This is a genomic window from Streptomyces sp. NPDC047886 (assembly GCF_043204435.1).
GTDB lineage: Bacteria > Actinomycetota > Actinomycetes > Streptomycetales > Streptomycetaceae > Streptomyces.
On the sequence record NZ_JBIDCF010000018.1, the window covers coordinates 1 to 11,548 of the forward strand.

The window sequence follows — 11,548 nt, forward strand, 5'->3', positions numbered from 1 at the left end:
TCTCCACCTGCGACACCAACGGCACCGCCCAGTCCTGGGTCCCCGCCAACGAGACCACCTACGTCTACGGTCCCGGCGGCGAACGCCTGATGGCCATCTCGGCCGGCGAACGCACCCTCCACCTGGGCGACACCACGGTGGCCATGGCCGCCAACGGCGCTCACGCCTACACCGAGCGCTACTACGGCCAGCCCGGCGCGCCCACGGTCATGCGCATCGCGTACGGCACCGGCTCGTCGACGCTCACGATGCAGGTGTCGGACCAGACCGGAACCTCGTATGTGGAGGTGACGCTCGCCGCGGGCAACGCGGTGAGGTTCAACAAGCTCGACCCGTTCGGAGTGAAGCGCGCCGAGCACGCCAACTGGCGCTCCCACAAGGGCTATGTCGGCGGCCAGGACGACCGTTCCACCGGCCTGGTGCATCTCGGTGCACGGGAGTACGACCCGTCGACCGGACGGTTCATCTCCGCCGACCCGTTGCTGGATCTCGCCGATCCGGTGCAGAAGAACGGGTACGTGTACTGCGAGAACAACCCCGTCACCTTCTCCGACCCGACCGGCCTCGCGTCGGAGTCCGGCGGCGGGAGTGACTACGGCGGCCCGTCGAACTCGGAGGTCGCCTGGGCGAACTCGCAGCTGAACAAGTCCATCGGCGACATCATCATGAGCGTCGGCTGGGCCGCGCTGAAGGAGTTCGTCGGCTGGGACGACGTCGTCGGCTGTTTCTCGCGGGGCGACCTGTGGGCCTGCGGCAGCCTGTTCCTCAACGCCATCCCGTGGTTCAAGGTGTCCAAGATCCCCGGTGTGCTGCGTGCGGCCAAGCGGATCGCGGGTGCCATCAGCGCCTGGATGAAGGCCAAGGAGAAGGCCCGCAAGATCCTCGAAATGGCCCGCAAGGCCAAGGAAGCCGCCCGCAAGGCCGCAGAGGCCAAGAAGAAGGCGGCGGCAAAGGCGGCCCAACTCAAGAAGAAGGCTCAGGAGGCCCTCACCCGCCAGTCGAAGAAGAATGCCCAGAAGACGGGCAACGCAACTCAGAAGTCGCAGAAGGCGACCGCTCGAAATTCTCAGAACAGCAGTGCCGGAAAGAAATCAGCCGGCAGCCAGCCGAAGAAGACCACGCAATCGAAGTCCTCTGGTGGTGGAGGCTGCAAGAAGGCTGAGAACAGCTTCACCCCGGGCACCATGGTCCTGATGGCCGATGGTTCGTCGAAGCCGATCGAGGAAGTTCGGAACGGCGACAAGGTCCTGGCCACCGACCCGCAGACCGGCGAGACCAACGCACAGACGGTCACCGCCGAGATCAAGGGTGAGGGCCTCAAGAAGCTGGTCAGGGTCACCATCGACACCGATGGGGACAAGGGCGCCCAGACCGCGACGGTCACCGCGACCGACGGGCATCCCTTCTGGGTGCCTCAGCTGGAGCAGTGGATCGAGGCCACGGGCCTCGAGTCCGGCCAGTGGCTGCAGACGAGTTCCGGTACCTATGTCGAGGTCGCCGCGGTCGAACGCTGGACGGCGCCGGGTGAGACCGTCCACAACCTCACGGTCAGCGATCTGCACACGTACTACGTGCAGGCCGGGCCGACGTCGATCCTCGTTCACAACTGTGGTGACAGCGTCGTCCTGGGAGTCGGTAAGCACTCGGACGCTCTCGCGGCCAAGCGCCGCGCCGCAGGCGACACCTCGGCCCACACCTTCAACGACAGCGACTACGGCGACGTCGAGGAGAACGGTCTTCCGGGCTGGATCAACGGCGTCCAGAACGCGGTCGGTGATTCCAACACGAGGCTCACTGTGACGCTCGACGGCCTTCCTGGTGCGACACCTGAGGAAGCGTTCGCCAACGCGTACATCCGAGGGGTCCAGGGTGGACTGAAGATGGCGACCAAGTCCGGTTACGGAACCGCTTGGGAAATGAGCGTAATCGGCAGGAACGTCATCCTCGGAAACCGTGACTGGAATTCGATCAACTGGTACTGGAATGGCATGCCTGCTACCATGCATATGCCGGACTTTGCGGCGTTGCGAAAGGCGGCGGGTATTTAATGGCGGTACTGTTCGAGTCGGGTAGGGAATTCGAGGTCTGGAGCTTCAACGCCTCGCATCGGCAGCTGATTCTGCGGAGCAATCCTGACAGGATCGCGAAGACGACCACGCGCGTCGAGGTCTATTTCGGGCATGTCGAATTCATGTCGGTGAGGTCGGCCTACAACTGCCTGACCGTGGCCGAAGCAGGTGCCGAGGACGCTTCCCGCATCAAGGGGACGCTGCCGGACGGCCTGCGCGGCGGACGCATCTACCTGCTCGACTCGAACGCCCGCACCTTCGTCCTCTCCGCCAGGCCCGCCTGGCGGGAGGCGGAATGCGCATTCGACGATCCCTCTCTCTTCGCGTTCGACGTGTAGGTGAGGGTGCTGTTCGTCGGCCACCCCTGCGAAAGCGGGGGTGGCCGACTTTTTTCGTCGCCGAGGGCAGGGCGCTAAGCCTCACTCCGGCGGGTCTCGCGGCAGTCGCGGCACTTGCCGGGGGTGGGGGCGCGGAAGCCTCGGTCGCAGCCGTCGCAGTTCTGCATGGGCGCGGGGCGGGCTGGGGCGTCCGGGGCCGGGGCGGGGGCCGGCTCGGGGAGGTGGGGTGGCAGCCAGGCGGTGAGGCGGTGTTCGAGGAACCGTCCGGGCCAGCGGATCGTGCCGCCGGGCAGCCCGCCGGAGAGGGTGCGGGTGACGGCCGCCGGGTCGATGCCGCGCGCCAGCCACTCGCGGACGTGCGGGGCGAGGCGCCGTACGTCCTGCTCGGACAGTGTCAGGCGGGGCTCGTGCTGCCGGAGCCCGGCGAGCAGCGTGGCGGCGGGGCGGAGCTCCTCGGTGAGCTCGGCGACAGGTTCGGGCGCCCGCCGGGGCGTCGGCGGCGTCGGGCGTACCGGTTTCGGCGGCTCGGCGGGGTGACCGGGGCGTTCGTGCCATGTCGTACGGGTGACGATACGGGCGCCGCCGACGCGTTCGACGGTCCGCTCCAGGTATCCGGCGGCCTCCAGCTCCCGCAGGGCGCCCGCGATACGGGTCTCGCCCTCGGGGAAGCGGGCGGTGAGTACCTTGATGCCGACGAGGGCACCGTCGGGCAGCGACTGGATGTAGACGCCGATGCCGATGGCGCAGGCGGAAAGCCCTTGGTGCTGGGCGAGATGGTTGCCGACGACCGTGAACTTCTCGCGGTGCCGATGGCGGACGTGGGTCACTCCTGCGGCTGAAGAGCCGCCGCGCGCGGACGGGGGCGCGTTAAACTGCGCAACAGTCATCGGGAAGGTGCTGCTTCCTAGGTGATCAGGCCCTCGACCGGGATGCCAGTCCCGACCGGGGGCCGAAGTCTTTTATGGAGTTGGTGAATTGGCGCGACCGTACCGTGTCGGCCGTCCGATCTGCTAGCTGATCACCCGATCGTGTGAGACGTCCGGGTTTGGACGGGAGTGGTTCTCTCCCGCGTCCTTACCGGGATGTCGCGCCCCACCGCGACCCCGCCCACCGGGTCGCCGGTTTTCCCGACCCGGGCGGGGCCTCGGTGCCGGATCGCGACGCCCGCCTTCTCGCGCACCTGGAGGTAACGGCTGGTCTTCGTCGGTTCGCCGACGAGGGTGAAGGACCTGGGCGGCCGCGGTGCTCATGCCTCCGGTGCGAACTCGTACTGCAGCTCGTAGAGATGGCCCGCCTTGACCATCACCGTGGCCTCGATGGGCCGATCACGGTCGCTGTAGACCACGCGCAGCGTACGCAGGACGGGCAGGTCTCCGGGCATGCGCAGGGCGGTCGCCTGCTCCTGCGTGGGCACGCGTGCCGAGACGCGGTCCACGCTCAGACGCGGAGGGAAGCCGAGCTCGGCCAGGAGGGTGGGTGTCCCACCCCGGATCCTGCGGTGCTCGGCCATCGCTGTGCCCCGAGCGATGGCGACGGGGTAGTAGGAGGTGACCAGCTCCACCGGTTCGTCGTCAATGGTGAGCACCTGCCGCCGCAGCACAGCGGTCTCGTCTGCGGCGAGGCCGAGGAGGGCGCGTACGTCTGCCGGCGGAACGGCTTCCACCACTTCCAGCAGGGTGCTTTCGGCCCGTGTGCCGTGCTTCGCCGCTTCGGTGAGCCAGCGGAACGGTTCGCCCTCTCCGGCCGGAGTCATGTACGCGGCGGGCCGCATGGTGCGCTGTCGGTGCTCCCGTACGGTCACGGCGGCTCCCGCCCGGCCGACGACCAAGCCCTCGTCCTTGAGGAGCCCCAGGGCCTTCTGCACCGTCGCGCTCGACGCGCCGAACCGTTCCTTGAGCCGCGCCGTGGAGGGCACGTTCGCGCCCGGGGCCAGATCGCCGCTCATGATTTCATCGCGCAGGTCCGCTGCGATGCGCTCGTGGAACGGCCGGGGGTCGTGGGCCTCCCTCTCGGTAAGTGGCACGGTCATCCAATCCTGAGCTCGTAGCGCAGTCGCTGACGGTGAGCGGGCATGGTCATGAGATCCGCCTGAAGGGGCCTTTCGTCGGCGTCGAGGGTCAGCCGCGCGATGCGGAGCACCGGCTGAGCGGTGCCGGTCTTGAGTACGTCCCGCTCCTCCGTGGTCGCCATGCGGGCGGTCACGTCCTCGCGGATCCGCACGCCCACATGGCCCAGGGCGGCGAGCAGGGTCACCGCGCCTCCACGGATCTTCGCCGTCCCGGCGAGTGGTGTGCCTCGGGCGATCGCAACGGGGTAATAGGTGTCGGTCAACTCGCAGGTCTCACCGTCGAGTTCGATGACACGGCGGCGTACGATCACGGGCTCGCCCTCCGCCAGGCCGAGCAGCGCCGCCACTTCCGGGCCGGCCTGGACCTCGCCGGCGAAGAGGATGCGCTGCGTGCCCTTGCGTCCCCGTCCGGCGGCCTCTTCCGCCCAGGCGTCCGGCCGGCCCTCCTCGCGTGGGGTCAGATACGGCATCGACATGCTGACCCAGTCGTCCCTTTCGCCCATGGTGTCCTCCCGCATCGCCGTGGCCTTCTTTCGCAACCGTAGGGGAGTCGTACCGGGAAGGAAGCAGTCTCTTGGGCGGCGAGAACGAGGGCGCGCCGAAGCCCGTCCATCTGTTGGTTCCGGCTCCTCTCCCTGTGCCGACCACCGGCTGCGGTGTGTGTGGCGCCCTGGGCAGGCAGCGGGCCGAAGCGCGCGAGCGGGGTGACTACTCGGTTGTGACGGACTGCGACGTGGAGATCGCCGCACACTCGGAGAGGCACGCCTGATGCTGCGCTTGGATGACTGGCGTGACGGCTGGGAGCGGGCCGACAAGGCCGCCGAGGCGCTGAAGGAGGCGTTGACGTCGCTCGGAGTGCCGAGGACTGCCCACGGAGTCGTCCGGCCTGTCGTCACGCGCCGTGGAGGCGCTTACGTGGATCTCGGAATGGTCCGGGCCGACGTGGTCGTACTGCTCGTGGAAGCCCTGAGTCTCAGCGCCCCCGTCGCACCCCGGGATGGGCGGGAGGAGTAGTCGGCGCCGTGACGGGGTGCCCCCGGACGGAGGCAAGGCCGTGCGGGGGAGCGAGGCGTGGTTCACGGGTCGTTCACACGATGGGCGAATGGGTCTGTCCTGGGGCGAGGCCGACCGGTACCGCCCCGAGTCCTTACCGGGATGTCGTGCCCCACCGCGACCCCGCCCACCGGGTCGCCGGTTTTCCCGACCCGGGCGGGGCCTCAGTGCCTGTCCAGGCCCCGGCGCGCCTCATGGATCACCCGCTGCGCATCGGGGCCGAACACCGCCGACTCTCGGAGGGTGTTCCAGACCCGCAGATGGGTGCTGACGCTGTCGGCGTCGTCCAGCCAGAGTTCCGCGTGCCACGTCTCGGCGGTCACCTGACGATCGTCGTAGATCCAGAAGCCGAGCCCGGGAGGAAGCCTGAGAGCCGCCGAGAAGGGGACGATGCCGAGATCGACGCTGTCGAGACCGATCACGCCCTGGAGCCGGTCGAGTTGGGCGGCGAGTACGGAGGGCGGGCATATCAGGGAACGCAGAACCCCCTCCCACAGGAGGACGTGGTAGCGCTTGCCGGAGCCGTACAGCCCCTCCTGCCGCCTCATGCGGGCGCGTACGCCCTCTTCGATGTCGCCTCGCGTGCCGTGCAGTTCGGCGAAGCGGGTCAGGACGGCGCGGGCGTAGTCGGGAGTCTGGAGTACGCCGACGACCCAGGACGACTCCCAGGCGCGCAGAACCGACGCGCTCGCCTGAGCGTCGTTGTGGGCCTCCTGCACCGGGCGGTGCCCCGCCGCCAACTGGCGCCGCCAGGAACGATGTCTCGACTCCGCGCCCTTGAGGCGTGCCTGCAGCTCCTCGGCGGCCTCCGGAGCCCCGGCCGCCTCCGCCCAGGAGCGGAGATCATCGGCCGACGCGGTCTGGCGGCCGTTCTCCAGTTTGTAGACCTTGGAGTGCGGCCAGCCCAGCCGCTGCGCGAGGACGGTGCCGGTGAGCCGACCGCCGGGCGCCGAGACCCGCAACTCCCTGAGTCGCTCTCCTAGGGCTTCGCGCGCCTGTTGGAAGTCCGTGCTCACCGCTCCACCGTAACCGCTACCGCCCGCCGCTCACCTGTGCCGCGAACGCCTCGTGCCGGAGGGCGTAGTGCCATGCGGTGTCCCGTACCCGGGTGTAGCGAAGGACTTCCGCCGGCTCCGTGATGAGCTCGACGGCGGTCAGGTCGTCGCTGTCATCGAACTGGAGAAGCGCGACCAGACGAGAGTCGAAGATCCAGAAATCCTCGGCGGGAAGCTTCAGACGTGTGGCGTCCGTCCGCCACAGGTTGCGGATGTCCTCGCCGAGAGCCGTGTTCTTCTCCGTGTGGGCCATGAGATAGCGCTGCCCTGGCGTCGGAGGCCGATCGACAACGCGGACGCGTCCGACGGTCGCCCCGCAGGCGGTTTTCTCGCGGATGGCCGTGGACCACGGCGTATCGAGATCCCAGGCGGGCTTCTCGCCACGGAGGAACTGAGCGTACGTGTCCGTCGACTCGTCCGACGCGTAGCGACGCCGGGTCTCCAGCCGCCAGGCCGTGTGCTCGAACCTGTCGAACAGTCCACCGAAGGCGTCCAGGTCGATGACACGGCGCACGCGGTTCACCTCCTTGGGGCCGAAGTCGACGAGGAGTTCGCGCGGCACGACGATCGGGACCTCGCCGGGCGACAGATGCCGGAGTTGTGCGAGGTCGCTCGGATCGGTGAGAGGTGGGCCATGCACCACGATCTCTCCGCTGTCCAGGTCTTCGTGGATGCTGGGGCAGCCGCCCTCACCGCTGCCGGTGCCGTTGAAGCGCAGGCGTCGGGCCATGGTCACGTCCTTCACGCGGGGCCGTTTCGCCCAGGATTCAGGATCGGGATGCCGGGTGGTACAGGGTGGCGATGCCCAGCGGAGAGCATCCGAGAACATGTGAGGGCGCGGCGAGAACAATCGAGAACATCGCGTGGTCGCCCGCAACCGGCTCTCCTAGCGTCGCCTGTATGCAGCAGACTTCTCTGAGCGCGCCCGTTCACCTGCCGATGCCTTCGCCTGATCCGTCACCGGTGCAGGGATGCGCTGTGTGCGCGGCCCTGGCCGGACAGCGAGTACGAGCCAGGGCGGCCGGCGACATGTCGGCGGTCTCCGATGCCCATGTGGAGATCCGGCGCCACGCCGACCGGCACCTGTCGCAGTGGCAGGGGGACCGGAGGTGACCGCAGGACCGGTGGCCTCGCGCGCCACTCCCGGCGCCCGGGAAGTGCGCCGGGAGGTCTACCGCCGCCTGCTGGATCACGGGCAGTCGCACTTCGCGTGTGGGCCCATGTGCCGAGTACGCCGCGCGCTGTGGCGGACGATCGCGGCGAACCGGAGCGGCGGCGAACCCTGAGCCTCCGGCGCTCGTCGTGGTTCACGGGTCGGTCACAAGATGGGCGAATGGGTCTGTCCTGGGGCGAGGCCGACCGGTACCGTCCTGTTCCAGCAGGGCTCAGGGGGAGACCGGGGGGTCCGAGTTGAGCGGCGTAACGGTTCATGTCGTCAGGCCCGGGCAGTTGACGGAGCGGGACATCGAGGTCTGGCGGGAGCTGCGGGGGAAGTCGGGGGCGGGGGCCAATCCGTTCATGGAACCCGAGTTCACCCTGGCCGTCGGGCGGGTGCGGCCCCGGACCGCGCGGGTCGGGGTCGTACGCGAGGGCGGTGAGGCCGTCGGGTTCTTCCCGTACGAGACGGGGCCCCTCGGGTACGGGCGGGCCGTCGGGTTCGGGGTGTCCGACTGCCAGGGGGTCGTCCTCCAGGACGGTGTCCGTCTCTCCGCCGCCGCCCTGCTGCGCGGCTGCGGGCTCGCCGCCTGGGAGTTCGACAACCTGGAGGGCGGCCAAGGGCTGTTCGCGGGGGGTGTCGCCGAGTCGTTCGCCTCGCCCGTGATCGACGTGGCGGACGGCTACGCCGCGTACGAGGACGTCTTACGCGCCCAGTCGCCGAAGTTCCTGCGCACCACCCTCGCCAAGGAGCGGCGGCTGGGGCGCCAGGCCGCGGGCGAGCCCCGGTTCGTGTTCGACGAGCGGGATCCCGGCGCCCTGCGCACCCTCATGGGCTGGAAGTCGGCCCAGTACCGCAGGACGGGCCGCCGTGACCGGTTCGCGCAGGACTGGATCAGCGAGCTCGTGCGCGGGCTCCACCAGGTGCGGGCGCCCGGGTGTTCCGGCGTGCTGTCCGTGCTGTACCTCGGCGAGCGGCCGATCGCCGCGCACTTCGGGCTGCGCTCGCCGACCGTCCTGTCCTGCTGGTTCCCCGCCTACGACCCCGAGTTCGCGAAGTTCTCGCCCGGACTGATCCTGCATCTGCGCATGGCCGAGGCCGCCGCCGCTGAAGGTGTCCGCGTGCTGGATCTCGGGCGGGGCACCGCCGAGTACAAGGACGCCCTCAAGACGGGCGAGCTGCGCGTCCACGAGGGTGCCTGCGCGCGCCCCGGTGTGCGGGCCGGCCTGCGCTGGCTGAGCCGTGAACCCGTCCGGCGCGCCCACAGCTACGTACGCAGCAGGCCCCGGCTCGCCGGCTACGCGCAGCGGGCCCTCAACCAGGTCGGGCGAGTTCGGAGGGAACCCCATGTCTGACGTACGCACCGGGTCCGGCGGCACGGGCCCCGGCGGCACCGGTCCCGGGTCCGGCCAGAGCCTCGGGCCCGTCGCCGTCGCCGAGCTCGACCTCGACTCCGCCGACGGGCCCGTCCTGTCCTTCAGGCCCGCCCCGGGCGCCCCGCCCGTCGCGGCCGGAGGGCTCGTCTACGCCCTGGTACGGCTGCGGGGGCGGCCCGCCGGGACCGTACTCGGGTTCGTACCCGAGGGCGCCGACCCCGCCGCGCATCTCGCCCGGTCGGCCGGTGCCACGCTCAAGGACCCGCCCGGTCCGCCCGGTCCGCCCGGACCGCCCGGTCCGCCCGGTCCGCCCGGACCGCCCGGTCCGCCCGGTCCGCCCGCGTACCCGCCGTACGCCGTTCCGCCCCGCACCTGCGTCGTCGTCGCCACGCGCGAGCGCGCCGACCAGCTCGGGCGTGCCCTGGACTCGCTGCTCGACCAGGACCATCCCGACTACGAGGTCCTCGTCGTGGACAACGCGCCGCGCACCGCCGCCACCCGTGAGCTCGTCGAGCGGAGGTACGCCGGGGCCGTGCGGTACGTGCGCGAGGACGTACCCGGCCTCGCCGCCGCCCACAACCGCGGTGTCGCCGCCGCCGACGCCCCCGTCGTCGCGTTCACCGACGACGACGTCATCGCCGACCCGCACTGGCTGACCGCCCTCACCGCGCCGTTCGCCGACGACCCCCGGATCGGGTGCGTCACCGGGCTGATCCTTCCCGCGCGGCTGCGGACCACCCCGCAGATCCTGCTGGAGAGCCACGGCGGGTTCGCCAAGGGGTTCGCCGTGAAGGAGTGGGACCCGGCCCGGCCGCCCGCCGACGAGCCGCTGTTCCCGTTCACCGCCGGCAGCTTCGGTTCCGGCGCCAGCATGGCCTTCCGGACACGGGTGCTGAAGGCCGCCGGCGGGTTCGACCCGGCCACCGGCACCGGCACGCCCGCGCGGGGCGGCGACGACCTGTACGCGTTCGTCAGCGTCCTCGCCGCCGGGCACCGGCTGCGCTACACGCCCGAGGCGGTCGTCTGGCACCACCACCGCGAGACCTGGCAGGACCTGCGGAACCAGGCGTACGGCTACGGGGCCGGGCTCACCGCGTACCTCACCGCGATCCTCGCCCGCCGCCCCGCGCTGCTGCCCGCGCTCCTGTCCCGCCTCCCGCGCGGCCTCGCCCACGCCCGCGCCATCACCGCCAGCCGCGAACCGGTCCACCCGGACGGCGCGCCGCCCGTGGCCCACGGTTCCCCCGGCACGCACGGCGTCCCCGGGGCCCACGGCACGCAGGCGTACGCCTGGCCGCGCGGCCTCTCCCGGCTGGAACGGCGCGGCATGCTGTACGGGCCCGTCGGCTATCTGAAGGCCCGCCGCCGCGTACGCGGCCTCGCGCTCCCCTGGGAGGCCAGGTGACCATGACCGCCGCCGTACCTGTACTGCTCTACCACGCCGTCATGGACGACCCGCCCGACTGGATCGCCGAGTTCACCGTCACGCCCAAGGACTTCGCGGCGCAGCTGGACGCCATCGTGGCCGCCGGCCGTACCGCCGTACCGCTCTCCGCGCTCGCCGATCATCTCGCGGGGAAGGGGGGCCTGCCGCCCCGGCCCGTCGTGCTCACCTTCGACGACGGCTTCGCCGACCTGCCGGGCCCCACCGCCGAGGCGCTCGCCGCCCGGTCGCTGCCCGCCACCGCGTACCTGACGACCGGCGCGATCACACCCGGCCGCACCAGCCTGCTGCCGCCCGCGCCGATGATGGGGCTGTCCCAGGCGCCGCTGCTGGAGCAGTACGGCATCGAGGTCGGCGCCCACACCGTCACCCACGCCCAACTGGACACGCTGCCGCCCCGGGTCGTCCGGCGTGAGCTGCGCGAGGCCAAGCTCGTCCTGGAGGGCGTCCTCGGCCACGAGGTGGCGCACCTGGCGTACCCGCACGGCTACAACAGCGGGGCGGTGCGCCGCGCCGCACGTGACGCGGGGTACGCGTCGGCGGTGGCCGTACGGCACGCGCTCAGCTCGGAGCGGGACGAGGCGTACCGCATCGCCCGGCTCATCGTGCGCCGTACGCACACCGTCGCCGACGTCGAGGACTGGATGGCGGGACGCGGAGCGCGGACGGCGCCGTACCGCGACTCCCCGACGACGGTCGGGTGGCGGCTGTACCGCCGGGCGCGCGCCGCCGCCAGGGGGCCAGAGTTCGCCGGGTGACGGGTGCCGACGGCTGTCCAACTGCCTTATGGGGCAGGGAAGTACACAGGAATGCGCGAGAGCCAGGCAAACGCGAAGGATGTTCCTATACTTCGCTGAAGGGGACAGCGGCGTGACGGCCGCGACCACATCCGTGGGGGGAGTCGCTCAGTGCAGCAACGCGTGCCCGCACCGGCCGGAGAGGGCAGCGCGCTGCCGTCCGCCGAGACAGCCGGTAAAGCCGGGGCAGTC

General features: G+C 70.7%; 11 protein-coding genes. 6 read left to right on the forward strand and 5 right to left on the reverse strand.

The annotated features are described in order from the left end of the window. Together ACGF5U_RS31520 and ACGF5U_RS31525 are read left to right on the forward strand one after the other, a co-directional pair. A partial coding sequence (locus tag ACGF5U_RS31520) for a polymorphic toxin-type HINT domain-containing protein (RefSeq protein WP_392718690.1) occupies nt 1-2,048 on the forward strand: 2,048 nt, incomplete at its 5' end. Continuing rightward, nucleotides 2,048-2,407 carry a hypothetical protein gene (locus tag ACGF5U_RS31525; RefSeq protein WP_392718688.1) on the forward strand — a complete coding sequence of 120 codons (360 nt, stop codon included), beginning with the start codon at nt 2,048-2,050 and terminating at the stop codon, nt 2,405-2,407. The genes ACGF5U_RS31520 and ACGF5U_RS31525, both read left to right, overlap by 1 nt. Nucleotides 2,408-2,481: 74 nt before the next feature. Here the strand turns inward: ACGF5U_RS31525 and ACGF5U_RS31530 are convergent, their stop codons facing one another. The 3 genes from ACGF5U_RS31530 to ACGF5U_RS31540 all read right to left on the reverse strand — a co-directional run bounded on the left by ACGF5U_RS31530 (nt 2,482) and on the right by ACGF5U_RS31540 (nt 4,993). Next, nucleotides 2,482-3,234: a helix-turn-helix domain-containing protein gene (locus ACGF5U_RS31530; RefSeq protein WP_392718686.1), complete on the reverse strand. Its 753-nt coding sequence runs from the start codon at nt 3,232-3,234 to the stop codon at nt 2,482-2,484. 419 nt (nt 3,235-3,653) lie between these two features. Then, complete coding sequence (locus ACGF5U_RS31535) at nt 3,654-4,436, reverse strand: GntR family transcriptional regulator (protein WP_392718684.1); 783 nt, start codon at nt 4,434-4,436, stop codon at nt 3,654-3,656. After that, on the reverse strand, nt 4,433-4,993 hold the full coding sequence (locus ACGF5U_RS31540) for a GntR family transcriptional regulator (RefSeq protein ID WP_392718682.1): 561 nt from the start codon (nt 4,991-4,993) through the stop codon (nt 4,433-4,435). The genes ACGF5U_RS31535 and ACGF5U_RS31540 overlap by 4 nt, the downstream gene beginning before the upstream one ends. Nucleotides 4,994-5,243: 250 nt before the next feature. Between ACGF5U_RS31540 and ACGF5U_RS31545 the strand changes: the two genes are divergently transcribed. Continuing rightward, nucleotides 5,244-5,489: a hypothetical protein gene (locus ACGF5U_RS31545; protein ID WP_392718680.1), complete on the forward strand. Its 246-nt coding sequence runs from the start codon at nt 5,244-5,246 to the stop codon at nt 5,487-5,489. A 203-nt stretch (nt 5,490-5,692) separates the two neighbouring features. Here ACGF5U_RS31545 and ACGF5U_RS31550 read toward each other — a convergent pair whose 3' ends face one another. Together ACGF5U_RS31550 and ACGF5U_RS31555 are read right to left on the reverse strand one after the other, a co-directional pair. Further along, nucleotides 5,693-6,544, reverse strand: a complete 852-nt coding sequence (locus ACGF5U_RS31550) for a helix-turn-helix domain-containing protein (protein ID WP_392718678.1) — start codon at nt 6,542-6,544, stop codon at nt 5,693-5,695. A gap of 16 nt (nt 6,545-6,560) precedes the next feature. Beyond that, entirely contained in the window at nt 6,561-7,313 is a 753-nt protein-coding gene (locus ACGF5U_RS31555; protein ID WP_392718676.1) for a DUF6879 family protein, read from the reverse strand. Nucleotides 7,314-7,993: 680 nt separating this feature from the next. On the opposite strand from ACGF5U_RS31555, the gene ACGF5U_RS31560 reads away from it, so the two are divergent. The 3 genes from ACGF5U_RS31560 to ACGF5U_RS31570 are packed head-to-tail and all read left to right on the forward strand — an operon-like array spanning nt 7,994 to nt 11,317. Next, entirely contained in the window at nt 7,994-9,094 is a 1,101-nt protein-coding gene (locus tag ACGF5U_RS31560) for a GNAT family N-acetyltransferase (RefSeq protein ID WP_392718674.1), read from the forward strand. Beyond that, nucleotides 9,087-10,520 (forward strand): glycosyltransferase family 2 protein, encoded by a 1,434-nt coding sequence (locus ACGF5U_RS31565; RefSeq protein ID WP_392718672.1) that lies wholly within the window; start codon nt 9,087-9,089, stop codon nt 10,518-10,520. The genes ACGF5U_RS31560 and ACGF5U_RS31565 overlap by 8 nt, the downstream gene beginning before the upstream one ends. A gap of 2 nt (nt 10,521-10,522) precedes the next feature. Then, nucleotides 10,523-11,317, forward strand: coding sequence for a polysaccharide deacetylase family protein (locus tag ACGF5U_RS31570; protein ID WP_392718700.1), 795 nt, complete (start codon nt 10,523-10,525; stop codon nt 11,315-11,317). Nucleotides 11,318-11,548 lie beyond the last annotated feature (231 nt).